Genomic DNA, 24,553 nt, shown 5'->3' with positions numbered 1-24,553 from the left:
GTAATGAAGAAGCCAGTAATAATTGCGTTAGATTTTGCAGATGATTTTGAATGTATCGAATTTTTGAGTCAGTTTCCAAAGGACGAAAACTTATTCGTCAAGATAGGTTTGGAAATGTTTTGTCAGTTTGGATATCCATTTGTTAGAAGTTTGAGAAATCGTGGATATAATATTTTTCTCGATTTGAAACTTCATGATATTCCTAATACTGTTCGTAGAACTTGCGAAATGATTGCCAAGTGGGATGTTCAGATGCTGACAGTTCATGCCAGTGGTGGTGCAGAAATGATTGCTGCAGCAAAGCAAGGACTTAGAGGAACTGATACTAAATTGTTGGCCGTTACACAATTGACGTCATTAGGACAAGTTGAGTTAGCCAACGAATTACAAGTTCCGCTACAATCTCAAGACTATGTAACACATCTAGCAAAACTAGCATACGATAACGGAGCAGATGGAGTTATTTCATCAGCACTTGAAGTTCCGCTCATCAAAGAAGCAACTGGTGAAGACTTTCTCTGTATTACTCCAGGTATCAGACCAAAATCGGCCCAAGTTGGAGATCAAAAGCGTGTTGCTACACCAGCTAAAGCGCGTGTATTGGGCAGTGATGGTATTGTTGTTGGTCGTCCAATTACTCAAGCTGATAACGGTTATGTTGCATATCAGAATATTTGTAAGGAGTGGAATAAATAATGGATAAAAAAGAAGTAGCAAGAAATATTGCGAGTGAATTGTTAGATATCAAGGCGGTGACACTGAATCCTAAGAGCCCGTTTGTCTGGGCTAGTGGTATCAAAGCACCGATATATACTGACAATCGTTTGACAATTGCTTATCCAAAATTCCGCCAACAAATTGCCAAAGATTTGGCAGATTTAATTAAGGATACCTATCCAGATGTTGAAGTTATCAGTGGAGTTGCGACCGCCGGAATTCCTCATTCAACTGGAGTATCAAATATTTTAAACCTTCCGTTAAATTATGTACGGGCTCAGCCCAAGGATCATGGTAAAAAAGGTCAAATCGAAGGACGCTGTAAAAAAGGTGACAAGGTGGTCTTGATCGATGATTTGATTTCTACTGGTGGCAGTATCTTAAAGGCAGTTCATGCCGTTCGAGAAGCAGGAGCCGAAGTAATCGGAACAGCAGCAATCTTCTCATATAATTTGCCAGAAAGTACTACAAACTTTGCTAACGCTGATACAAAACTCGTCACTTTAACAAATTACCCTACAATGATCGAAGTTGCTCAAGAACAAAATTATGTCGAAGCCGAAGACATGGAACTATTACAGCAATGGTACAAAGAACCAGAAAGTTGGGGTAAATAATGGACTTATATAAATGCATGCGACCATTGATTTTTAAAGTGGATCCCGAAGTAGATCATCATTTAGTCGCTGACGGCTTGAAGGTGTTCAACGATAATTCTCAAATATTACGTAAACTGTTTTATACGAAGAAGCGTCCTAATTTACAAGTTAAAATCAAAAATTTAACTTTTGATTCACCTATTGGAATTGCGGCTGGATTTGATAAGAAAGCTGAATTCTATAATAGTTTGGGTGCCCTAGGTGCTGGTTTCGTAGAAGTCGGTAGTGTTACTAAGAGTGCGCAAGCCGGCAATAAGAAAAAAAGAGTTTTCCGTTTGCCAGAAGATAATGCAATTATTAATCGTATGGGATTGAATAACGATGGAATCAAGACAACTAAGGCACGTCTAGAATCGCATCCAGCCAATGTCAAAATTGGTCTGAGTTTAGCACCTGGACATGGATTAACTGATGATCAGAAAGTTTCGGAAATGATCGAAGATGTCAAAGAAATACATGTTGATGCAGATTATATTGCATTGAATATCAGTTGTCCTAATCAAAAGGGTGTTGCTACTTTGCAGCACGTTGATCTACTAACAAATTTATTGACCGGTATCAAGGAACTTAATATTGAAGAACCAGTATTTTGCAAGTTCGGAAATGATATTGATAACGATGAGTTGGTTTCAACATTACATTCTGTTGAAGGCCTGCTAGACGGAGTTATTTTGACTAATACTAGCGGAATGAAGCGTGAAACATTACATTCTGCGAATAAAAAAGAAAATGGTGGTTTGAGTGGAAAGCCGATCTTTGAAACTTCTATCGCCATGACTAAGTTAATACATAGTGAATTTCCAAATATGCCGATTATTTATTCCGGTGGTGTTTTCACACCTGAAGATGCTGAAGAAGCATTGAATGCTGGTGCAACTTTGGTAGAAGTTTACACAGGATTCATTTATAATGGTCCAACTATGATCGAACGTATCAATCGATATTTATCAGAAAAACAAATGATTGCTGCATTAAAATAAAAAAACTGCGTTTGCGTAAGCAAATGCAGTTTTTTCGTACATTTATAATTTTTTAGATGAATGAGATGAAGACAAATCCAATAATTCCCACTAATAAACAATATATAAGCGAAGGAGATAATGTTTTACGTAAAATATTTCCTTCTTGACCGTTTAAACCAACGAGTGAACTTACAGCAACAATGTTGTGAACACAGATCATGTTACCGGCGGCAGCACCTATTAATTGCGCAGATAGGACGATCTGTTGTGAAATATGGGCGTTGCTGGCTATGTCTGATTGTATCTGCCCGAAAGTCAAAGTTGAAACGGTAGCACTTCCTGTAACGAATGCACCCAAAGCCCCAAGGAACGGAGCAATGAAGATCCATCCGGCAGAGAAGTACTGAGAGACAAAACTGGCTATGTACATTGGCATACTTTGCAGATGACCACTGTTGTAATTTGAATTAGTGAATACTTGTACCATTATCAATGTAACGATCAAAGCGATAGCAGTTGACTTCATTGATTTGATCACATTGACACTGGTAGGAATTAAGCTCTTCAATGATCTGACTTGAATCAACAATCCGATAATTACGGCAATTGTTAATAAAGTTCCGGGTGAATAGAGGAATTCCCAATCGGAGTTTAGTCCTTTGATACCCATAATGTTTTTCCAAGATAGGTTCAAAAATTCAGTCAAGAAAGTTTTTAGAGGTGCAATGACACGCGATAGTAGTAACAAAACTACGACCGTAATGTAAGGAGACCAAGCCTTTATTAGAGACATTTCTGAAGTTTCTTCTTCTTTGTTGGAGTTTTCCTTCATCGTCCATGGTTGAGAAAAACTTACTTTTGGTATTAAGAATTTTGTTCTAATAGAAAGTATGGCAATAATAATTGTAATGAATGGTGCTAGAATTGATACGAATTCGTAACCGACGAATGATGCTGAAATCAAGGCGATCCCACTGTAACAGATTCCGATGAATAAGGTCCATGGTAAGAATTCTAACCAATTTTTTAAGCGAGTGTTTTTATCTTTGCCGAATAAGAAAACTAGTAAAAAGACTAGCATTGTTGGCATTAAGGAACCAGCGAACAAGTCGATTCTAGTTAAACTTTGACCGACTGAATTGAGAAAAGCAGGATTATCATTAACGTTACTCAAACCAACCGTTAATGGTGTACCAACGGCACCGAATGCAGCCGGAGTTGAATCGGCAACTAAGGCGAGTACCACTGATGCCATTGGTGAGAATCCTAAGGCAATCATCAGAGGAGCAGTAACCATTGCAGGAGTACCAAAGCCCGAGACACCTTCGATCAGTCCACCGAACAAGTAAGCAATCAAAATAGTTTGAACTCGCATATCGGATGACAATTTTTCAAAGCCAATGTTAATTCTGGTAATTGCACCAGTGTGTTCCAGAGTTCTCAACATGATCAGCGCACCAAAAAGTATCCAAATAATAGGTAGAGATTTGTGTATCGCTTGTAAAATAGAAGCTAATAAAATATTAGGATTCATTTTCCAAAACGTTGCCCCAAGAATCATAACAACGACAGCACTGATGGACATTCCCTTTGTAGCGGGTAAATTCAATATTCCCAGTAAAACCATCGGTAATATAACGGCTGAAAGTGCTATAAGTATCATAAGTGATCCTCCAAAATTTTGTATTAGTCATATAAATTAGCATTAATAAATCGATTTTCAGCCTCAAAGTCAATATCATTGGGATCGAAGATCACATTATTTTTTGAAGATAATTTCGCGGAATGCTTAAGTAAGAATGGCGCGAGTAGGGTAGTCAAAATAATTGCAGTAATTATCGCAGAATAGTAACTTGAACTTATTAATTTAGATTGATAACCGATTTGAGCAATGATCAAGGCCATTTCACCACGTGATACCATTCCAGCTCCTACCATATAGGATTCTGAAATTGTAAAATGTGACAGTTTAGCTCCCAATCCTGCACCGAATAATTTAGATATTACAGCAGTCAAGGTAAGTATGGCAATAAAATCGATATAGCTGCCTAATCCGGTCAATTTCATATTCAAACCAATGCTCACAAAGAAGACTGGAATGAAAATAGCAAATCCAATTGGCTCAATACTTTTGTCTACTTCATTTCTAACTTCAGTTTGAGAAATTGCTATTCCTGCGAAAAAAGCGCCAACGACTGAACTAAGTCCTAATAGATCAGCTAAATAAGCCATTCCAAAGCACAAAATCATTGCCATTAGTGTTGGGCCAACAGGTACGAATAAATTCTGACCAAGTTTTGCCATGATCGGCGCCAGAAATTTGACGACAAAATAAATAGCAATAAAAAATAATATTTGTCCCCCAAAGGTGATCAACAGCGAGTTGGAATTACTGCCTGTCCCTACAAGACTGATCATAACACTTAGGATGATCACAGCAAGAATATCGTCCACAACTGCAGCTCCCAAAATCGTTGCTCCAGCTTTTCCTTGCAAAACATTTAGTTCTTTAAGGACCGCAACGGAAATCGAAACGGATGTTGCCGCAAAAATAATACTTAAAAATAAACTTTCGGAGTTTGACATTTTATAAAATATCCCTATACCATAAGCCATAGACATAGGAACGATGACACCGATTATTGCGACCAAAAAGCTCGGTTTCAAGTATTTCTTGAGAAGTTTTAAATCACTCTCAATACCAGCAATGAACATCAGAATAATAACCCCAATTTCGGAGAAAAAATGAATAAATTCGTTCGGCTGAATCCAATTTAGAATTGCCGGTCCTAGCACAATTCCCACAACGAGCTGTCCGATGACCGCAGGTATACCAATTCGAGAAGAGTAGTGGCCCACCAGAGTAGTTACTATTAAAATAAGTACCAAAATACCTAAAAATTGCATAATAAATAACCTCCAAAAAAATAAGCCTCAAAATAGATCTTCCTAGCTATTGAGTTGGGGAGAAATACTTTGAAGCTGTTATAACCGATGTGCACAATCCGTGTTTTTTAATATTAACATATTAATTTTATTGTGAAAACCTTGAAGCATCGCCGATGGAAGCGCAAACTCAATTCACAATATTTTTTCTAATTTTTTATTTCAAAAATTTTGTGATTAATATTGTATTAGCGCCAAGTAATAAATTTCACAAATTGGAATATTAAAAAAGCAGGCTCAAAAAAATTTTTTGAACCTGCTTTTGGCATAATTATTGCTATAACATCTGCATTGGTCCGCCGTCAATACCCTTTGTAAGAGTCATTTCCGTGTCTGGATCAATATTTGTTTCTGATTTAAGAATTTCTGATAAGTGGCGTTTTAAATCTTCTTCGTCCATTTTAGATTTTAAATGCCATGCATCATTGTCACCGTTAGTTGTGATTTTTCCCAACTTATCAATACCCTTAATATTTCTTGGGTCGATCAAGTTTTCAGGTGAAGTTTTTATTTCGATAAAGTAATTTGTATACCAGTCAAAAAAGTTCATAAATTCTTTCATGAGGTCCCCTCCATAAAGCTTTTTGTAAATATCCCTGTATTTATTATAATAGAGTAGTTTGATAGAGATGGGGAATTTTTTACAAAAATCATAATAAACTTTTTGGGAGAGAATAATAATGAATCTTGAGTATAGACAAGTTACTGAAATAAGTGAAGATGATTACAAATTATTGTTAGATGCCGATCCTTACAAAGAAATCGTTGATAGCTACATTAGCCGTTCGACAGTTTTTGAGGTTTCTAACGTTGATAAGTTAGTAGGGATAGTCGCAATGTTGCCAACAAGACCAGAGACTCTGGAAATTGTTAATATTGCCGTGGCTCCTGAACAACAGAACCTAGGTATTGGTACATTGATTTTACAAAAGATGATTACCAGTGCTAAAGCTGCAGGGTATAGTACTTTAGAAATCGGTACAGGTAGTAATTCTTATCAACAGTTGCACGTTTATCAAAAAGTTGGATTCAGGATGAATTGGATCGATCATGATTTCTTTGTAAAGAATTATCCTCAAAAAATTATTGATAAGTATTTGACTTTTGATGGGTTTGTTTTGAGGGACATGGTAAGGTTGACTATGAAATTGAAATAGAGGGATGGACGGGCCGCTTCCGGTCAGCAGTAATTCCATCAGTTGCGGGACCAGTTCGAGCCAAAAAGCGGTCTCGAACTTCGCTTGACTGCTTTGCTAAGACCGCAAATCAGTCAAGACGTCCGTGCTGTAAATGCGGAAAAACCACCCGCATTAACACCACAATCGCTACTGATTCCATTACTGCTGACCTCCAGCTAAATATATTGTATTTAAAAAGTCTCTTTGTCAAATCGTATTGATGAGTGATTTTGGGCTTGAAAACATCCCTTAAATGAGATACTTTTTTATGCGTATATGAGTATAGTTCTTTTGATGTGGTTTTTATACAAGCTTTTAGCAATTAGTAAATCATATGCAATTTTAATACTAATATTTGTTCATCTTTGTTTAATGAGTATTATTCTTATATTCAAAATACCAAATATTGATGAAAAGAGAAATCACGATTAATAAAATACCAAATAATGTTCCCTTTGTGGAAATCGTTTTTTTTGATTCAATTGCATAATTTAAATTACCAATATAAAATAAAACAGCGGATTGCATTATAAAAGAAATATAATGATTTTTGAAATAATTCAATAAGTATTTTTTTGATTTAGAGAAATTCATAATATACCCTCCCAGTGTTTTATATACTATAATTATGGGATTTGTTGCACCGGTAAATACTGTTTATGCTTCCAACGGCATGAATAACAATGAAAATATAGAAGAACCAAATAAACAATTAGGAAATTAAGCATTGGATAATGAGACGTTAACATTACAAAGTATGCTAGATAATTCGAATATGAATACGGCAGAGAAAATTGTAGTAACAAATTCATTTTTGAATGGATTAAAAGATGAATTTAATACTAGATTTATGCCAAGATGACGATATTATACTATTCATCAAGATTTATCAAAAGAACAAGTTAAGAAAGTAGCGAATAGTGGTAATAAAATTGCAACGTTGGGTGGATTGCTTCCAGGAAGTATTGGAACATCCGCAGGATTAATTTATGGAAATTATTATGGTATGTTCACTACTGCTGCTATTAATGGTTGGGGAATTAGAATTTCAATAACATCTGATTCTTACAATCCACTAGTACAGGTACTACATTTAAAGTGTCTTATTTGAAATGAGTTTCGTCACTTAAATTCTAACATGAGAACAGTGATGTTCTTTTGCTTTGCTTAAAAAAGTTGGTATTAATTATTCATCAATACCAGAAAGTATAGAACCTTTAAAAATGCGTATCACTGAAATTAATCGTGATACGCATTTTTTGTTTGATTATTTTGATCAGATAGAAAGTATAAGAATTACTTATTACGCGGTAATAATCTAATGTGGAGCCAATTCAAAAGTAATACAAGATTAGCTGAGGATGGACAACAATGGAATCCGCCGTGCACGTTTACTTAGCGATTTATCGCTTAGTAAACTGGACGTCCTGGAAGACTATAGGCTTCCAGGCGAGGTTGAAAACGTAGTTTGAAACCGGTCCGACGGCAGATGGAATTGTTGCCCACCCTCAGCGGCAAATACCCCGAACAAACAACGAACAAACAGTGAACAAGCAAATTACATAGTTGGTTCGATATCAGGATCTTGGTCGTCTTCATTATCGTTTTTCTTATGCAAGTTACTGTGACGGTAACCATAACTAAAGTAAATAATTAAACCGAAGGTGAACCAGGCAGCGAAGACCATCCATGTTACAGCTTGTAATTGTGTCATTAAAACAACACACATGATGAATGAAACTATAGGAATAACAGGATAGAGCGGTACTTTGAATCCAACTGGCAGTTCATCGTAGTTATCTAATTTTCTTAAGAAAACAACTCCGATCGAAACGGTTGCGAAGGCAAACAGTGTACCGATGTTTACTAATTCAGCGATCTTATCCAAAGGAATGAACATTGAGACTAAACTAGCTAATATTGCAAAAGTATAAGTATTAAATACAGGTACGTGGGTTTCTTTGTTTATTCTGGATAGTGGTTTGGGAAGCAAACCATCACGACTGATGGCAAAAATCAAACGGGTTCCACCATATGACATGACTAATAATACAGTTGTCATTCCAGCAACAGCACCGAATGAAACGATACCAGCGACCCAATTTTGATTCATTAATTGTAATGCGTATGCGACTGGATCAGCTACGTTTAATTTGGTGTAATGAACCACACCAACTAGTACGGCTGCCACAGCCGCATAGAGAACAGATGCGATAAGTAGTGATGAAACGATTCCTATTGGCATGTCTCTTTGAGGATTTTTCACTTCTTCAGAAGCAGTTGAAACAGCGTCGAAACCAATATAAGCATAGAAGGCCACGGCTGATCCTGCTAGCACACCTTTAAATCCAAATGGTAATAGTGGGCTGTAGTTTTTAGGTTTGATATAAAATATCGCTACAACAATGAATAAGACAATAACAATGACTTTGGTGGCAACTAAGATCGAGTTTAATTTGGTTGATTCTTTAATACCCTTGGCCAAAATAAAACCGATTACGAGAGTAATAATACCGGCTATGACATTTATACCGCCACTTTTACCCGGCGTGCCCATTGAAACTGATAGAAAATCAGGCAAGTTGATACCAAAACCGGAGAGCAAACTTTGAAAGTAAGCCGACCAGCTTACAGCTACAGATGAAACGGCGAAGAGGTACTCTGAGACTAGCGCCCATCCGATGATCCAAGCAATTAATTCTCCAAAAACGGTGTAAACATACGCATACGCGCTTCCAGCAACGGGAATCGTTGAAGCAAATTCTGAATAACACATGGCTGCTAATGCACAGACAGCAGCTGATAAGATATACGCGAACATTGTTCCAGGACCGGCATAATTTGCCGCAATTATTCCTGGAGTTATGAAGATACCGGCACCAACGATTGCACCAACTCCCATGGCGGTCAATCCCCAAGCATTAAGATCACGACTTAATTCATCTTCAGACTTGGTGTATTTTATTTCGAATTTCTTTTTAGCTAACAACTTTGCAATTTCCATAACGCCTCCTCCTTATATTTTTTATCAGCTAGATTATAATTGGTATAAATTGTGAAAGTCAATCAATATGGATTATATATATATTTATAAAAATGATTTCATTTGCCTTGTATAAAAGATTAATGTATACTATCGGTGGAATTTGAAAAGAACTTTATTGTGAAAATAAATTAAATTATAAAAATTGGTATAGCATATATGAGGTAATTATTTTGAAGAATATAATACGCATTTCAATTGCTGGGGCTAATGATTTAAAGATTTTTGAATTAGTAAATAATTTTCAGGATAACAAATTTTTCTTTGATCTGTATGGTGTCGGTGAAGCTGAATACGATTTTGGGGCAAATGTAAATTATATAGCTGCCGATTCTGATGAGGAAGTGGCAAAATTGGCCGTCGCTGATGTCTTGAACGGTACGGATATACTCTTCAAAGGATTGATTCAAACACACACGCTTTTGAAAGAAGTGTTGAAAAAAGAATATAATCTCGTTGATCAAAAACTACTGTCACATATTGCGATAGTGGAGGTTCCATTATTAGGGCGACCGATATTACTTACAGATGCTGCGATGAATATTGATCCGAATTTAGATCAGGAACGTTTGATAATTGACAATGCCATTAAGGTTGCTCATTCAATCGGAATTTCTCAACCCAAAGTATCGCTACTCAGTTCAGCTGAGAATATTAATCCTAAGATGCCATCTTCAGTTAAGGCACGAGATTTAACTGATTTTTACAGTAGTAAAGAAATCGATGCTACAGTTTATGGACCATTATCTTTGGATATTTCCTTGTCAAAAGAAATATCCCAGGAGAAGAATTTTACTGGACCAATTCAAGGAGATGCGGATGTCCTAGTTGTTCCTAATATTGACGTTGGTAATGTCCTTTACAAATCATTGACGATGTTTGCGAATGCCAAGGTTGGTGGAATAGTTGTTGGTGCTAAAGTCCCAATAGTGTTGACGTCACGCGGTGATTCGTTAGATAACAAAATATTATCTTTGAAATTTGCTTTAAAAACTATTTAAAGTGGGTGTAAGGCTATGGTCAAAACAATAATTATTAATCCTGGATCTACCTCGACTAAGATTGCTATGTTTGATAATACTGATTGCCTTCTTAACAAAAATATTGAACATAATAATTCTGAAATACTTAAGTTTCACACCTTAATAGAGCAGGAGCCGTTCAGAATCAAAAAAATAGAAGAATATCTCGATTCTGAAGGTGTTGATCTAAATCAAATTGATGCTTTCGTAGGAAGAGGCGGCTTAATGCGACCGATACCAGGTGGGACTTATGAAGTTGACACTATGATGGTTGATGATCTTAGCTCGGGAAAATTTGGCATTCATGCATCGAATTTAGGCGGGATAATTTCAGATTATTTTGCTAAAAAATTCAATAAAAAAGCTTTTATTGTTGATCCGGTAGTTGTAGATGAATTTGAACCAGTGGCATATCTGAGTGGGTTCAAAGGATTAGAGCGACGAAGTGTTTTTCATGCGTTGAATCAAAAGGCGGTCGCCAGAGAAGCTTTGAAAAAAATCAATAAAAAATATCCTGAATCCAATGTAATAGTTGCACATCTGGGTGGCGGGATCAGTATAGGTGCTCATAAGCAAGGTAGAGTAGTAGATGTTAATAATGGTTTAGACGGTGAAGGGCCATTTGCACCGAATAGGACGGGTCAAGTAAGTGTAATGAGCGTGGTGGACTACATTTTTGAACACAATGTTGACCGTGAAACTATGAGAAAGAAAATCACCCAAACCGGTGGACTAGTTTCGTATCTACAAACCAACGACCTGCGTGATGTTGAAGAAAAAATCGATTCCGGTGATAAGTATGCCCAATTAGTTTTTGACAGTTTGGTGTATCAAATATCAAAAGAAATAGCTAAACAAGCGTCAGTCTTGAATGGAGTAGTTGATTTAATAGTTTTGACTGGTGGATTAGCTTATTCGAATTTATTGGTTAAAGCGCTATCACAAAAAAATAAATGGATTTCAAATGTAGTAGTTATACCGGGTGAAATGGAAATGCAGGCATTGAACCTAGGAGCACAACGAGTACTTACTGGAACTGAAGATCTTAAAAACTATCAAAAAGAATCGGAGGCTTTAGCTAATGCCAAAAGAATATGATCTAGTTGTTATTGGTGGCGGAATCGGTGGATATTCTGGAGCAATTAAAGCTGCCAAAGCAGGACTGAATGTTGCCTTAGTGGAACGAGATTTAATCGGCGGGACTTGTTTGAATCGTGGTTGTATTCCTACCAAAGCTTATCTCAAGAGTGCACAGGCAATCCGTGAATTTGAAGGTATCTCAGAGTTTGGAATTGAAACGGACGCCAAGTATAACGTAAAATTTTTGAAGGTGAAACAGCGTAAGGAAGAGATAGTTGGTAATCTGCGCAATGGAGTACAGTCACTGATAAAAATGAATAAGATCGACTACTTTCAAGGTGAAGGCAGTGTATTAGGAACTTCCATTTTTACCCCTAAATCGGGATCAGTTATGATCAAGCCACAGGGGGATGCGGATGAAATAATTCTGACTCCGAAGAATGTCTTGATTGCCACAGGTTCACGACCAGCCAGTTTACCTAATATTCCGGTTGATGAAAAAAACATTTTAACTTCCAATGGGATTTTGGAATTAGAGAAATTGCCTAAGTCGATCGCAATCATTGGTGGAGGAGTGATCGGCGTTGAATGGGCATCGTTACTACATTGGATGGGTGTCGACGTGTCAATAATTGAATTTCAAGATCGATTGATAATCAATGAAAGCCAAAAGGTTTCGGCTCAACTTAAGAAGGAATTTGAAAAACAAGGAATCAAGATCCACTTGTCAACTAAGGTGGAATCAGTTGTTATAAAGGATGGTCTAACAAAAGTTACTGCAGAGGCTGGTGATAAAAAAATCGAAATTGATTCAGAAAAGGTCTTGATGGCAGTCGGAAGACGACCAAATGTTGAAGATATTGGTTTGGAGGCTGCTAATGTTGATTTTGATAAACACGGAATAAAGGTAAATGAATACTATCAAACTAGTGCCGAAAATATTTATGCGGTTGGGGATGTAATTCCCACACTTCAACTAGCCCACGTGGCTGCTGCAGAATCAGAACTAGCGATTGATAAGATCCTCGAAAAAAATGTCGTTCCCTTGGAATACGAAAATATTCCTCGAGGTATTTATACTTATCCAGAAATTGCCAGTGTCGGTATTACTGATGGTAGTGATGGTCATGAAGGTAAGGCAAAACATGGACAATTCGATTTTAAATTCAATGGTAAATCAATGATTATGAATGAATCGATTGGTCAAGTGGAAGTCTTTTCTGACAAGGATAGCGATGATTTGATCGGTGTTAGTATCGTTGGTCCACATGCGACTGACTTGATAAGTGAACCTTCGTTAGGCATTTATCTGAATGCTACGCCGGGTGAATTAGGCTCTACAGTTCATCCTCATCCGTCATTATCAGAAGTTATTATGGAAGCGGCTCGTGATGTAGATAGTAATTCTCTCAATAAATAATCGATAGGAGAATAGCGATGAAACTAAAGGATAGTAAATTAAACAAAGATCAATTGCTCCAAGCTTATCGAATGGTAAAAGAAGCACGTATGCTTGATGAACGCCTTTGGCAACTTAATCGTATCGGTAAATCAACATTCAATATTTCAGGTCAAGGCGCAGAAGTCGGACAAGTAGCGATGGCTTTGGCCTTTGAACCAAGCAAGGATTACTTCTTACCATATTATCGTGATATGGCTGCAGCGATGGTTTGGGGTATGAGCGCCAAAGATATTTTGATGGGATCGCTCGGTAAAGAAGCTGATCCATCTTCACACGGACGCCAAATGCCAAATCACTATGGAGATCGTAAGCACAATATTGTACCTTTCAGCTCAACAGTCACAACTCAATATCCAGTCGCTACTGGTGTAGCGTTGGCAATGCAAATTGACGAGAGTGATGCCATCGCCTTGACCGCAACCGGTGAAGGTTCAACAGCTGAAGGAGATTTCCATGAAGCTTTGAATTTTGCAGGTGTACAAAAATTGCCAATGATATTTGTAATTGAAAATAACGGTTATGCCATATCTACTCCTAATTCAGAAGAATTTGGTGTCAAAGATCTGTCCATACGTGCCAAGGGTTATGGATTATTAGGCAAACAAGTTAACGGTCGTGATTTTGCGGAAACATTTTTAGCCTTTAAGGAAGCTGCTGAAAATGCTAGAAATGGCAAAGGTGCCACGCTGATTGAAATGTTGGTAGATCGATTAACAGCACATTCTTCGGATGATGATCAGCGTGTATATCGGACTCCAGAAGATATTTCAGAAATGAAAGAAAACGACTGTGTTGGATTAATGGAACAACAGTTGTTGGCTGAGAATATTCTCAATCAGGATGAGCTTGATTCTATTAAAGAAGAATTAAGTGAAAAGATAAATCAAGCTACTGAAGAGGCTGAAGCAATGCCTAATCCAACCGCTGATCAATTAATGACGCATATTTATGGAGAGGAGTAAGAAAATGTCTGAAAAATCTTATTTAGAAGCATTGAATATCGCCATTGCTGAAGAAATGCAACGTGACGAAGGAGTAATGATTTTTGGAGAAGACGTTGGCGGAGTTAAAGGTGGCGTGTTTGGAGTAACCAAGGGATTAGCTGAGAAGTTCGGAGATCAACGTGTTTTCAATTCCCCTCTAGGTGAATCTGAGATTGCGGGATTGGCAGTTGGACTAGGAGTAATGGGTCACCATGCAATTGCAGAATTCCAATTTGCTGACTATATTTTGCCAGCCGTCAACCAGATAATGTCAGAGGCTACAAAGATGCGCTATAAATCTGCTGGCGATTGGACAGCACCGATCGTAATGCGGACTCCTTATGGTGGAGGTGTTAGAGGTGGATTTTATCATTCACAATCTACTGAAAAAGTCTTTGCTGGTCAGCCGGGATTGAGAATTGTAACTCCTTCAACGGTTTATGATGCCAAAGGTCTATTGAAATCAGCCATCAGAAGTGAAGATCCGGTTTTGTTCTATGAACATAAGAAGTTGTATCGTTCAATCAAAGAAGATATTCCAGATGATGATTACACAGTGCCATTAGATAAGGCCAATGTAATTAGAGAAGGTGATGACGTGACGGTGATTGCTTATGGAATGATGCTGCAGTTTGCATTGAAAGCTGCCGAAGAATTGAGCAATGAATTCTCAGTTGAAGTAGTCGATCTAAGAAGTTTGTACCCAATCGATAAGGAAACAGTCTTGGAAGCAGCACGTAAAACCGGGAAAGTATTACTGATCACCGAAGATACCAAAGAAGGAAGTGTGGTGAATAATGTTTCAGCGATCATTGCTGAAGAAGCACTATTTGATCTGGATGCACCTATAAAGATTTTGGCTGGACCAGATTCACCAAGTATGCCATATGCTAAAGAATTAGAAGATGCATTTCTAGTAAACCAAGCAGATGTAACTGAATCTATTAGAGAATTAGCTGAATTTTAGGAGGTTAAACTTATGTCAGAACTCGTAATAAAGATGCCACCGCTAGGTGAGAGTGTGACCGAAGCAACTGTTTCTCAATGGATGGTTAAACCTGGCGATAAAGTAAAAAAGTATGATCCAATTCTAGAAGCAATCTCTGATAAAGTCGTAACAGAAATTCCTTCTAGTGACGATGGAGTGGTAACTGAACTGTTGGTGAATGAAAATGACGTAGTTCCAATTGGTGCTGACATTTTGAAAATGTCTACCGATGGATCAGCTGCAGGATCAGGGAACCAAAAAGAAGAACCGTCAGAAGAGCCAGCATCTTCTGCAGCATCATCACCAGATAAGTCCGCACCGAGATTCTCACCGGCGGTTTTAAAAATTGCAGGTGAAAAGGGAATTGATTTGAGCCTAGTAACTGGAACTGGTAAGAATGGCCGTATTACTAGAAAAGATGTTCTGAATTATCAACCTCAGGCTGAGTCTAAGCCGGCACCTGAAAAAGCCGCTCCGAGTCCAGAACCAGTAGTATCGCCAAACATTCCGGCCCCTGATCCAAAACCGGTATCAGTTGATACTAATGATATAGTTACTAAAGCTGGACCAGTACGTAAGATGATCGCTCAAAATATGTTGAAGAGCGTTCACGAAATACCGCAAGCATGGACGATGATTGAAGTCGATGTAACAGGATTAGTTAAATTACGAAATAGTTTGAAAAATAAATTTAAAGAACAAAACGGCTTCGGACTATCCTACTTCCCATTCTTCGTCAAAGCCGTAAGTACGGCACTTAAAAATAATCCTAAGCTCAACAGCAGTTGGCAAAATGATGAAATTATTCAGCACAGGGATATTAATATTTCAATTGCTGTAGCAACGGATGATGCCTTATTTGTACCAGTTATAAAACATACTGATAGGTTATCGATTACCGGTATTGCGGCTGAAGTCAATCGTTTAGCAACGGGTGTAAAGAATAATACATTGAAGGGATCTGATAGTGAAGGAGGAACGATAACAGTGAATAACACTGGTTCCTTTGGTTCAGTAGAATCAATGGGTATCATCAACTATCCGCAAGCAGCAATTTTACAAGTAGAAGCAATTAGAAAAGAACTAGCAATTTTAGATGATGATACATTTGGCATTAGAAACAAAGTCAATCTATGTTTGACCTTGGATCATCGTATTTTAGATGGTTTAGCAGCAGGTAAGTTTTTGAATGAAGTAAAGGCAAATCTTGAAGCAATTGATCAAAATACAAATATTTATTAATTCGGAGGAACTAGCCATGAACTTATTTGAAGTAATGACACATGATGATTATGAACAAGTTGTATTCTGTCAAGACAAGGTATCAGGATTAAAAGCAATTATTGCTATTCACGATACGACCTTAGGACCAGCGCTTGGAGGATGTAGAATGTGGCCTTATGCTACTGAAGAAGAAGCATTGAATGATGCCCTTCGTCTAGCCAAAGGGATGACTTATAAGAATGCTGCTGCCGGACTGAACATTGGTGGTGCCAAGACGGTTGTTATTGGAGATCCAAAAAAGGATAAGAGTGAGGCATTGTTTAGAGCACTAGGACGTTATATTGAAAGTTTGAATGGAAGATATATCACTGCTGAAGATGTGGGAACAACCGTAGATGATATGAATGCAATCTATATGGAAACAGATCATGTTACCGGAACTAGTGATGCTCAAGGAGCATCGGGTAATCCTAGTCCTGTTACTGCTTTGGGAGTTTACTATGCAATGAAACGTACTGCTAAAGAAGCCTTCGGTGATGACAACTTAACCGGTAAGACTGTAGCCATCCAAGGTGCCGGAAACGTTGCTACTGGTTTAGCAAAGCATCTGAATGACGAAGGTGCTCACATTATTGTTACTGATATCAATCAAGAAGCCATCGATAGAATGGTTAATAATTTTGGAGCTACTGCCGTTGCCCCCGATGATATTTATGATGTTGAAGCTGATATTTTTGCTCCTTGTGCTTTAGGTGCAATCTTAAATGACGACACTATTCCAAGATTAAAGGTAAAGGCTGTATGTGGTAGTTCCAATAATCAATTGTTAGATATTGAGAAACATGGACAAATGCTAAAGGATCGTGGAATTGTCTATGGACCTGATTTCATCGTTAATGCCGGAGGAGTTATCAATGTGGCTGATGAACTGAAGGGATATGATCGTGAACGTGCTCTAGAAAAGGTAAAGACAATTTACGATCAAATGGATAAGGTTTTTGAAATTTCTAGGCGTGATGATATTACAACAGCTGAAGCTGCGGATAGATTAGCTGAAGAAAGAATCAATTCGATGCTTAATGTGCGTGGTAATTTCTTGCAAAATGAGAAATCATCTTTAAAAACAGTTTAATTAGATTATATTTTCCGCTTCCGGGCAGCGGTAATTCCATTACTGCTGTCTTCCAGCTATAAAAGAGGAGTGTTACGTTAATTTGTCGTAACACTCCTTTTCGATTGGACATTAAATATTTACAACACCTATGTTTAATTTTTTCAATTAAATGATAATTTGTGAATATATTCATGTTAAATCTTAAGCTTTAGATGTCGTACAACTAGTAAGTCTATTTCTTGCCAACCATTGTAAAACGTCCTAACCCTTTGATACCATATAATTATAATATGGTGTTCAAATATTATAATTATGGGCAAATTGGTGAGAATGAATATTTCAGTACCAAAGGCGCTGAAGAATTTGATGTTAATCAATCCAACGAAGATCAAATAAAGTATGCTAACTATACGCCAGATCTACCAATCTACAATGGAAAAGATATAGTATTTTTTACTGGTCATTCAGATAGAGATAATAGTGGTGAAATCAAACTTTATAAAAAGGTAAACAACAAATTAGTTTACACTGGAGAAAAAGTAAATGCAGCTAAGGGATTCTCTATGCAGTATTGGAAAGCCTTTCATAAAAATATAAAAAGTCTTATACTATTCTTGGGTTTTGAATGGATATTGAATTATTCCTCGACTTCTTTCTACCTATCCGCTACACTTGGTTAATTTCGATTAGTGCCGGGATTATAAGGAAACAAAAAGCTACCTAAAATTGTATACCCACTATAAATCCTAGTTTAGTTTATTCAATGAAGGAAGTGACATAGAATGATGTATTCGTATTTGAAATTAGGCCCTAGAGATGGAATCTTGCTGATTTCAGTTTTCATTATGTTAGTTTTAACACTAGTTTTTAAATGGTCGGTATGGGAATTTGTGTCTTCTGTTATTGCAATCATTATTGCGTTCTTAGCAGGAAGTATGAAACCAAATAAGAAGGACGTGCTTGCTTTCTTGAAAAAATAATTTGAATTGGGACAGGATAGCCTGAATTTTTGTATATTCCAAGCCCATTCTTACTTAAGTTTGATTATAAAAATAATAGAGTTACTTATCTAACTTGAGATCTACGTCAGTAGTGTTGGTAGATCTAAATCACACCAGAAGTACATCATTTGATGTACTTCTTTTTGTTTATAAAACAAAAAAATTCAATCCCAATTTGTCAGAAAAATAAATCTAGTTGACTACCATCAGCGGCATACGAAAATACTATCTTGAAATAATTACTTTGACACACACAGTAATTGGTGTTAAATTATATTCATCGAAAGGAAGACAGCAAAATGAAACCAATGATTTCAAAAGATATAATTCGTGGTCATACAACAACTATTGTGCTTAACATCTTGAGCCAAGGTGACAGTTACGGTTATGAAATAACCAAGACGATCAAAAAATTGAGTCATGATGCCTACGAGCTTAACGAGGCAACACTCTATACCGTGTTCAGAAGATTAGAAAAAAATGGTGATATTCAAAGCTACTGGGGTGACGAGAGTCAAGGTGGTAGACGAAAGTATTACAAAATAACTCAGCAAGGAACTGAGACTTTAAAGAATAATGTCAAAGAGTGGAATTTTGCTAAGCATGTGATCGATGATTTGATTTTAGGAAGGATCGAATAATTATGAATAAAAAAATTGTAGAATTAGTAAAAACAAAATTGTCAGAAATATTTGAAGATTATCCTCATAATCCTGATATTCATGAATTGGCTGAGGAATTGAAGTCTGATCTTATTGCGTCTGCTGAAGATAAGTTAGTAGATGGAAAGTCTGAAGAAGCTGCGGTTGAAGAAGCCTTTGAAGAATTCGGCGATATCAATGATCTGATCGATGAGGTAATGCAAGATGATCAGACTGAAAGTCAAAATGGTCATCACATAGATATCGACCCGTCGGGAATCACGGTTGATGGCGGGGAAAAATTAAAAATCAACAAGAATGGTGTTTTCGTTAATCGAGGTAAGTCATTCAAAGCAGATGGCAGCGGTGTAACTATTGGTGATGGCAAGATTTTTCGTGCCGATGAAAATGGTGTGAAGTTGGGAAATATGACGATTGATGGTCGTGGAATCAACTTTGATCAAAACAAAAACAATGTCAAAGATACTTTTTCAAAATTTGATGAACAATTCGATCATCATGTTGATACTGAAATTTATGTTGAAACCCTTGATTTGGTAAATGAAGTAGCGTTTGATACTGATGAGATTGATCGACTAGATATAAATTACAATTCAGCAACTGTCCGTGTCCTACCGATCGAAGGTGACCAAGTAATACTTCGTGAATACATGTCACGTACTAATCCAGATTATTTCGCTAGAACTAGGAATGAAAATGGAACTTTGATCATTGCTCAAGGTCGCTATCCAAGATTCTTGCATCTGAAAGTTAGAACTCAAATCTTGATTCCACAAAAATTTGCCGGCGATATGCGTATTTCAACAATTGCTGGAAATCTTCATGTGACGGGAATCAATGGTCTGGGTATAGTCAAAGCCACGATTAACAGTGGTAATGGATATTTCGATAATATCTCAGTTGAGAACCTATCGATCAGGAATCAATCAGGTAGAGTAAGATTAGAAAATATCAAAGCTAATAATGCATTAGAATTATCCGCTCACAGTGGTTCAATCAGGCTCAATAACGTTCTAGGACGTGTGTTTGACATCAACGCTCACAGTGGTGCGATACGTGGAGAAGGATTATCTGGCAGTGGTAAAATCTATGATCATTCCGGAACGATTGCTATCGAGATCAGAGAATTGACCGGTGATATAATGGCAGAATCACACAGTGGAACAGTCAAGATGCACATGGTGAATGATAATTATAACTTCGATCTTCAAACTAAAAGTGGGACGGTACATGCTCCTCAAGCTGCCATTTTAAAGCATGATACACTCGACTTTAAGGATGGACACGTTGGTAATGATCCAATGTATACAGTTAGTGGCAAAGCAACTTCAGGTACAGTCAAATTATATTAAAAAATAATTGCGTCTAGTTTTTGAAAACTGGACGTTTTTTTTGTATATTTTGTCAAAAATATCTATATTCTGATTTTTATGTTTTCATATAATTATTTTCAAATAATTATTTATCCAAATTAGTTGACAAATTTAAACAATAAAAATTGTGCTTTTCAAGCTTTTAAAATTCAACCTAATATTAGATTATGATTAGACCAAAATTAGTTATTAATCTATTATGTGCTGTTTAATAATGTTTGAAATTTAAAAATAAATTAAAAATATTTTAATTTACCATTGTAATTTCATCAAAATAATCGTAATGTATAAGACATTCTACAAGATAAGGGGAGATTTATATGCAGGAAACAAAAAGTAAATGGCATATGCCATCGGCATTTACCATACTGTTTATCCTAATAATTCTTGTAGCAATTTTAACCTGGGTCATCCCAGCCGGAGAATATGCTACTACTAAGGCAGGCAATATCATTGCCGGGACATACCGAAGCCGAAGTAGCAGTCCTCAAGGCCTATGGGATATTTTCGAAGCTCCAATCAACGGAATGGTTGGTACTGATTCAACTGACGGTGCCATCTCAGTTTCATTATTTATTTTGGTTATTGGTGGTTTTTTGGGAGTCGTCAATAAGACTAAGACACTTGATGATGGGATCGGTTCTGCCGTTACTAAATATGCTGGTAGAGAAAAAATTCTAATTCCATTTTTGATGACATTATTCGCCATCGGTGGTTCTACATTTGGGATGGGCGAAGAGACGATTGCCTTCGTTCCTATCTTGATCCCAGTAATGTTAAGCGTTGGTTATGATACTCTTACAGCGATTTCTATTTCATTGATCGGTTCACAAATTGGTTGTATGGCCTCGACCATCAATCCTTTCGCTACTGGCGTTGCTTCAGAAACGATTCATATTTCACCTGGTGCCGGGATGGTTCCTAGATTGATATTCTTTGTCTGCACGGTCGCAATAGCAATCGCCTACGTTATGCATTATGCAGCTAAGATCAAGAAGAATCCGGATCAGTCATTAGTTTTTGAACGTCATCAGAAGGATCTGGAAGAATTCGTTAAGAGCAATGAAGATTCTAACGTTGCTAAGTCACTATCAGGCAAGCAAAAGGCGGTTCTAGTGGCCTTTGTTCTAACCTTTGTGGTTATGATCACTAGTTTGATTCCTTGGTCCAGTTTGAATAGTAATTGGACAATGTTTGATAACTTTAATAAATGGTTAGTCAAAGTTCCATTCCTAGGTGCTTTGATTGGTAAAGATATTTTGCCACTAGGTGATTGGTATTTCGTTGAAATTACGACATTGCTGTTTATTGCATCAGTGATTGTAATGTTTATTTTTCATATGTCAGAGGCGGATTATATCGATGCCTTCATGAATGGTATGAAAGATCTTTTGGATGTTGCGATTATCGTTGCTGTTGCCCGTGGTATTCAAGTTGTCATGAACAATGGATACATTACCGCAACAGTTCTACATGCAGGTGAAGTAGGATTACATGGACTATCATCTGCAGTATTTATTATTTTGACCTATATTTTTTATATTCCAATGTCATTTTTAATTCCTTCTAGTTCTGGTTTAGCTGCCGCTACAATGGGAATTATGGGACCAATCGGTAAGTTCTCAGGCGTTGCAGGATCGTTAGTCGTTACAGCTTATCAATCGGCTTCAGGTTTTGTTAACTTGATCACACCGACTTCGGCAATCGTTATGGGTTCATTAGCGATTGGACACGTTAATATTGTTACTTGGCTGAAATATATGTGGAAGTTATTAGCAATTTTATTCGTCTTTACATGTGTATTTTTAGCAGTCGCCACTATGTTTTAAAAAAAAAATCGTTTATCTCAATTGCGAGATAAACGATTTTTTATTGGACGTGAGAATCTATATAGCTCATGGCATTCATCAAACGAGCGGGTAGATTTTTGTGATCATGTAGTTGGTCCCATGAGAGGTCCAAAGGTATTTGATTATTTTTGAGTTTTACTACCATATTCAGGGGTTTTCTTAGCCAAGTGAATATCGGCTGTTTTTGATTTTTGAAAGTAGAAACATCTACTAATGAATACGTATCATTTTCTGATTGGATTTCAAAACCATTGATTTGCGAATAACTAATGAATTGATGATCGGAATTCTTTCCTAAAAAAATCATCTTTAGTTTAGAACGATAAGAACTCATATCATAATAGGTAATTCCGTGTGCTTCCAGTGCCCAATAGCTGTATAGGAATGGCAGGTAACTCGGATAGTAGATGAAGAGAGCTATGAAAAGAATTATTAGAAAAATCGCCAGACCTGTTTTGTAATTAATTAAAGAACCACCACAGCCTAGAAGTGCACTTATTAAAATACTTCTAATTAAAGGACCGTGATTTATTTCTTGACCAAAGATTATCGTGCTGTCCATTTTATCACCCGTATTTTGTAATAAATCTATTGTAGCTTTTTGCAATCGTTTTCACAATAAAAATTAATTTCATATAAATATTGAAAGAAAAAGATAATATATATTATAAAAAAATAAACTTTTAAAACCGTTGTAATCGCTTAATTTATTGTATATGCTTAATTAAGAACGAGTATAGGGAGGGTACAACATGGAAAAAAAGGCAAAGAAATTTAGTATGCCTTCGGCGTACACAATTCTATTTTTCTTGATTATTGTAGTTGCTATACTGACATGGATCATTCCAGCCGGTGAATATGCTACAACAAAAGCAGGAAACATTATTGCGGGTACGTACAAAGCACGTGCAAGTAGTCCTCAAGGTATTTGGGACGTATTCTTAGCACCTATCAACGGTATGGTTGGTACAGACTTAACCGAAGGTTCGATTTCCGTTTCACTGTTTATTTTAGTTATTGGTGGATTTTTAGGAGTTGTCAACAAGACCCGTGCATTGGATGACGGTATTGCTACAGTTGTTAGAAAAAATGCCGGTAAAGAAAAAGCTCTTATTCCCATTTTAATGACATTATTTGCTATTGGTGGATCAACATATGGTATGGGTGAAGAAACAATCGCATTTTACCCAATTTTGATACCAGTTATGATCAGCGTTGGGTATGATTCGATTACAGCTATTTCACTTGCTTTGATCGGTTCACAAATTGGATGTTTAGCATCTACGGTTAACCCATTTGCAACAGGTGTTGCTTCTCAAACGATCAACATCTCACCTGGTGATGGATTAATTCCACGTTTTATTTTATTAATTATCACTACAGCAATCAGTATTATTTTTGTTATGCGTTATGCTGACAAAGTTAAAAAAGATCCAAGTAAGTCATATGTATTTGAACGTCGTCAAAAAGACCTCGAAGAATTCTCAACTGCTGACAAGTCAATTGATGACAAGCTATCTAAGAAACAAAAGGGTGTTCTATGGCTATTTGCTTTAACATTCGTAATTATGATTTTAGGTTTGATCCCTTGGACAAGTCTAAATTCAAGTTGGACATTCTTTGATGACTTCACAGCATGGTTCACTAAGATTCCATTCTTAGGTGCCTTGATTGCGCAAGACTTTGCTCCACTAGGAACATGGTACTTCACAGAAATCACAGCTCTATTCTTCATGATGTCAGTAATCATTATGTTTATGTTCAGAATGAAAGAATCAGATTATATCACAGCCTTCATGAATGGTATGAGTGAATTCATGAGTGTTGCTATTATCGTTGCTGTTGCCCGTGGTATTCAAGTTATCATGAACAATGGTTACATCACAGCTACAGTTCTACACGCTGGTGAAACTGGATTACAAAACCTTTCATCAGGTATCTTTATTGTTTTGACATATATCTTCTATATTCCTATGTCATTCTTGATCCCATCAACATCAGGATTAGCTGCTGCTACAATGGGTATCATGGGACCTCTAGGTAAGTTCTCAGGTGTTGACGGTTCATTAGTTATCACAGCTTACCAAGCTGCTTCAGGATTAGTTAACTTGATCACACCAACATCAGGTATCGTTATGGGTGCTCTAGCAATTGGACACGTTGATATCGTTACATGGTGGAAGTATATTTGGAAACTAATTGCAATACTGTTTGTCGTAATTGCGGCATTCTTGGTTATAGTTTCAATGATGTAATAAATTAGATTCAAAAAATTGGAGGGGGTTTCAA

At 36.8% G+C, this 24,553-nt stretch carries 23 protein-coding genes; 17 read left to right on the top strand and 6 right to left on the bottom strand.

Going from position 1 to position 24,553, the window contains the following annotated elements; translation table 11 throughout:
* The first annotated feature begins 3 nt into the window (after window positions 1-3).
* The 3 genes from pyrF to U8519_RS02920 are packed head-to-tail and all read left to right on the top strand — an operon-like array spanning window position 4 to window position 2,356.
* Window positions 4-696, top strand: coding sequence for an orotidine-5'-phosphate decarboxylase (pyrF, locus tag U8519_RS02930; protein WP_334328827.1), 693 nt, complete (start codon window positions 4-6; stop codon window positions 694-696).
* Complete coding sequence (gene pyrE, locus U8519_RS02925) at window positions 696-1,334, top strand: orotate phosphoribosyltransferase (protein WP_334328826.1); 639 nt, start codon at window positions 696-698, stop codon at window positions 1,332-1,334. The genes pyrF and pyrE overlap by 1 nt, the downstream gene beginning before the upstream one ends.
* Complete coding sequence (locus U8519_RS02920) at window positions 1,334-2,356, top strand: quinone-dependent dihydroorotate dehydrogenase (protein ID WP_334328825.1); 1,023 nt, start codon at window positions 1,334-1,336, stop codon at window positions 2,354-2,356. The genes pyrE and U8519_RS02920 overlap by 1 nt, the downstream gene beginning before the upstream one ends.
* A gap of 52 nt (window positions 2,357-2,408) precedes the next feature.
* On the opposite strand, the gene U8519_RS02915 is transcribed toward U8519_RS02920, so the two are convergent.
* The 3 genes from U8519_RS02915 to U8519_RS02905 all read right to left on the bottom strand — a co-directional run bounded on the left by U8519_RS02915 (window position 2,409) and on the right by U8519_RS02905 (window position 5,846).
* Window positions 2,409-4,001, bottom strand: coding sequence for an L-lactate permease (locus U8519_RS02915; protein WP_334328824.1), 1,593 nt, complete (start codon window positions 3,999-4,001; stop codon window positions 2,409-2,411).
* Window positions 4,002-4,024: 23 nt separating this feature from the next.
* The gene (locus U8519_RS02910; RefSeq protein ID WP_334328823.1) at window positions 4,025-5,245 is read right to left on the bottom strand and encodes a cation:proton antiporter; all 1,221 of its coding nucleotides are present in this window, start codon (window positions 5,243-5,245) and stop codon (window positions 4,025-4,027) included.
* A gap of 316 nt (window positions 5,246-5,561) precedes the next feature.
* The gene (locus U8519_RS02905; RefSeq protein WP_334328822.1) at window positions 5,562-5,846 is read right to left on the bottom strand and encodes a hypothetical protein; all 285 of its coding nucleotides are present in this window, start codon (window positions 5,844-5,846) and stop codon (window positions 5,562-5,564) included.
* Between the two features lie 118 nt (window positions 5,847-5,964).
* Here U8519_RS02905 and U8519_RS02900 point away from each other — a divergent pair, with 118 nt between their 5' ends.
* Window positions 5,965-6,441, top strand: coding sequence for a GNAT family N-acetyltransferase (locus tag U8519_RS02900; RefSeq protein ID WP_334328821.1), 477 nt, complete (start codon window positions 5,965-5,967; stop codon window positions 6,439-6,441).
* A gap of 390 nt (window positions 6,442-6,831) precedes the next feature.
* Here the strand turns inward: U8519_RS02900 and U8519_RS02895 are convergent, their stop codons facing one another.
* Entirely contained in the window at window positions 6,832-7,056 is a 225-nt protein-coding gene (locus U8519_RS02895) for a hypothetical protein (protein ID WP_334328820.1), read from the bottom strand.
* A gap of 964 nt (window positions 7,057-8,020) precedes the next feature.
* Window positions 8,021-9,466 (bottom strand): APC family permease, encoded by a 1,446-nt coding sequence (locus tag U8519_RS02890; RefSeq protein WP_334328819.1) that lies wholly within the window; start codon window positions 9,464-9,466, stop codon window positions 8,021-8,023.
* A 212-nt stretch (window positions 9,467-9,678) separates the two neighbouring features.
* Here U8519_RS02890 and U8519_RS02885 point away from each other — a divergent pair, with 212 nt between their 5' ends.
* The 12 genes from U8519_RS02885 to U8519_RS02830 all read left to right on the top strand — a co-directional run bounded on the left by U8519_RS02885 (window position 9,679) and on the right by U8519_RS02830 (window position 22,243).
* Window positions 9,679-10,506, top strand: a complete 828-nt coding sequence (locus U8519_RS02885; protein ID WP_334328818.1) for a phosphate acyltransferase — start codon at window positions 9,679-9,681, stop codon at window positions 10,504-10,506.
* 15 nt (window positions 10,507-10,521) lie between these two features.
* Complete coding sequence (buk, locus tag U8519_RS02880) at window positions 10,522-11,625, top strand: butyrate kinase (RefSeq protein WP_334328817.1); 1,104 nt, start codon at window positions 10,522-10,524, stop codon at window positions 11,623-11,625.
* Window positions 11,609-13,027, top strand: coding sequence for a dihydrolipoyl dehydrogenase (gene lpdA, locus U8519_RS02875; protein ID WP_334328816.1), 1,419 nt, complete (start codon window positions 11,609-11,611; stop codon window positions 13,025-13,027). The genes buk and lpdA overlap by 17 nt, the downstream gene beginning before the upstream one ends.
* A 17-nt stretch (window positions 13,028-13,044) precedes the next feature.
* Window positions 13,045-14,031, top strand: coding sequence for a thiamine pyrophosphate-dependent dehydrogenase E1 component subunit alpha (locus U8519_RS02870; protein WP_334328815.1), 987 nt, complete (start codon window positions 13,045-13,047; stop codon window positions 14,029-14,031).
* A 4-nt stretch (window positions 14,032-14,035) separates the two neighbouring features.
* Window positions 14,036-15,019 carry an alpha-ketoacid dehydrogenase subunit beta gene (locus U8519_RS02865; protein WP_334328814.1) on the top strand — a complete coding sequence of 328 codons (984 nt, stop codon included), beginning with the start codon at window positions 14,036-14,038 and terminating at the stop codon, window positions 15,017-15,019.
* A 12-nt stretch (window positions 15,020-15,031) separates the two neighbouring features.
* Window positions 15,032-16,282: a dihydrolipoamide acetyltransferase family protein gene (locus tag U8519_RS02860; protein ID WP_334328813.1), complete on the top strand. Its 1,251-nt coding sequence runs from the start codon at window positions 15,032-15,034 to the stop codon at window positions 16,280-16,282.
* A 16-nt stretch (window positions 16,283-16,298) separates the two neighbouring features.
* Window positions 16,299-17,396, top strand: coding sequence for a Glu/Leu/Phe/Val dehydrogenase dimerization domain-containing protein (locus U8519_RS02855; protein ID WP_334328812.1), 1,098 nt, complete (start codon window positions 16,299-16,301; stop codon window positions 17,394-17,396).
* A 221-nt stretch (window positions 17,397-17,617) separates the two neighbouring features.
* Complete coding sequence (locus U8519_RS02850; protein ID WP_334328811.1) at window positions 17,618-18,058, top strand: hypothetical protein; 441 nt, start codon at window positions 17,618-17,620, stop codon at window positions 18,056-18,058.
* Window positions 18,059-18,160: 102 nt separating this feature from the next.
* On the top strand, window positions 18,161-18,358 hold the full coding sequence (locus tag U8519_RS02845) for a hypothetical protein (RefSeq protein WP_334328810.1): 198 nt from the start codon (window positions 18,161-18,163) through the stop codon (window positions 18,356-18,358).
* A gap of 320 nt (window positions 18,359-18,678) precedes the next feature.
* Window positions 18,679-19,020, top strand: coding sequence for a PadR family transcriptional regulator (locus tag U8519_RS02840; RefSeq protein WP_334328809.1), 342 nt, complete (start codon window positions 18,679-18,681; stop codon window positions 19,018-19,020).
* Window positions 19,021-19,022: 2 nt separating this feature from the next.
* The gene (locus tag U8519_RS02835) at window positions 19,023-20,393 is read left to right on the top strand and encodes a DUF4097 family beta strand repeat-containing protein (protein WP_334328808.1); all 1,371 of its coding nucleotides are present in this window, start codon (window positions 19,023-19,025) and stop codon (window positions 20,391-20,393) included.
* Window positions 20,394-20,734: 341 nt separating this feature from the next.
* Window positions 20,735-22,243 (top strand): YfcC family protein, encoded by a 1,509-nt coding sequence (locus tag U8519_RS02830; protein ID WP_334328807.1) that lies wholly within the window; start codon window positions 20,735-20,737, stop codon window positions 22,241-22,243.
* Between the two features lie 40 nt (window positions 22,244-22,283).
* Here the strand turns inward: U8519_RS02830 and U8519_RS02825 are convergent, their stop codons facing one another.
* Complete coding sequence (locus tag U8519_RS02825) at window positions 22,284-22,871, bottom strand: hypothetical protein (protein ID WP_334328806.1); 588 nt, start codon at window positions 22,869-22,871, stop codon at window positions 22,284-22,286.
* Window positions 22,872-23,016: 145 nt separating this feature from the next.
* On the opposite strand from U8519_RS02825, the gene U8519_RS02820 reads away from it, so the two are divergent.
* Window positions 23,017-24,519 (top strand): YfcC family protein, encoded by a 1,503-nt coding sequence (locus U8519_RS02820; protein WP_334328805.1) that lies wholly within the window; start codon window positions 23,017-23,019, stop codon window positions 24,517-24,519.
* Window positions 24,520-24,553 lie beyond the last annotated feature (34 nt).

The sequence above is a fragment of the Companilactobacillus sp. HBUAS59699 genome (genome assembly GCF_036913575.1).
Classification (GTDB): Bacteria; Bacillota; Bacilli; order Lactobacillales; family Lactobacillaceae; genus Companilactobacillus.
This window is presented reverse-complemented; position numbering and strand designations above follow the sequence as displayed.

Bases quoted from the DNA above. Each gene is read 5' to 3' on its own strand.
- pyrF (WP_334328827.1), top strand. From the start codon at position 4: ATGAAGAAGCCAGTAATAATTGCGTTAGATTTTGCAGATGATTTTGAA.
- pyrE (WP_334328826.1), top strand. From the start codon at position 696: ATGGATAAAAAAGAAGTAGCAAGAAATATTGCGAGTGAATTGTTAGAT.
- U8519_RS02920 (WP_334328825.1), top strand. From the start codon at position 1,334: ATGGACTTATATAAATGCATGCGACCATTGATTTTTAAAGTGGATCCC.
- U8519_RS02915 (WP_334328824.1), bottom strand. From the start codon at position 4,001: ATGATACTTATAGCACTTTCAGCCGTTATATTACCGATGGTTTTACTG.
- U8519_RS02910 (WP_334328823.1), bottom strand. From the start codon at position 5,245: ATGCAATTTTTAGGTATTTTGGTACTTATTTTAATAGTAACTACTCTG.
- U8519_RS02905 (WP_334328822.1), bottom strand. From the start codon at position 5,846: ATGAAAGAATTTATGAACTTTTTTGACTGGTATACAAATTACTTTATC.
- U8519_RS02900 (WP_334328821.1), top strand. From the start codon at position 5,965: ATGAATCTTGAGTATAGACAAGTTACTGAAATAAGTGAAGATGATTAC.
- U8519_RS02895 (WP_334328820.1), bottom strand. From the start codon at position 7,056: ATGAATTTCTCTAAATCAAAAAAATACTTATTGAATTATTTCAAAAAT.
- U8519_RS02890 (WP_334328819.1), bottom strand. From the start codon at position 9,466: ATGGAAATTGCAAAGTTGTTAGCTAAAAAGAAATTCGAAATAAAATAC.
- buk (WP_334328817.1), top strand. From the start codon at position 10,522: ATGGTCAAAACAATAATTATTAATCCTGGATCTACCTCGACTAAGATT.
- lpdA (WP_334328816.1), top strand. From the start codon at position 11,609: ATGCCAAAAGAATATGATCTAGTTGTTATTGGTGGCGGAATCGGTGGA.
- U8519_RS02870 (WP_334328815.1), top strand. From the start codon at position 13,045: ATGAAACTAAAGGATAGTAAATTAAACAAAGATCAATTGCTCCAAGCT.
- U8519_RS02865 (WP_334328814.1), top strand. From the start codon at position 14,036: ATGTCTGAAAAATCTTATTTAGAAGCATTGAATATCGCCATTGCTGAA.
- U8519_RS02860 (WP_334328813.1), top strand. From the start codon at position 15,032: ATGTCAGAACTCGTAATAAAGATGCCACCGCTAGGTGAGAGTGTGACC.
- U8519_RS02855 (WP_334328812.1), top strand. From the start codon at position 16,299: ATGAACTTATTTGAAGTAATGACACATGATGATTATGAACAAGTTGTA.
- U8519_RS02845 (WP_334328810.1), top strand. From the start codon at position 18,161: ATGATGTATTCGTATTTGAAATTAGGCCCTAGAGATGGAATCTTGCTG.
- U8519_RS02840 (WP_334328809.1), top strand. From the start codon at position 18,679: ATGAAACCAATGATTTCAAAAGATATAATTCGTGGTCATACAACAACT.
- U8519_RS02835 (WP_334328808.1), top strand. From the start codon at position 19,023: ATGAATAAAAAAATTGTAGAATTAGTAAAAACAAAATTGTCAGAAATA.
- U8519_RS02830 (WP_334328807.1), top strand. From the start codon at position 20,735: ATGCAGGAAACAAAAAGTAAATGGCATATGCCATCGGCATTTACCATA.
- U8519_RS02820 (WP_334328805.1), top strand. From the start codon at position 23,017: ATGGAAAAAAAGGCAAAGAAATTTAGTATGCCTTCGGCGTACACAATT.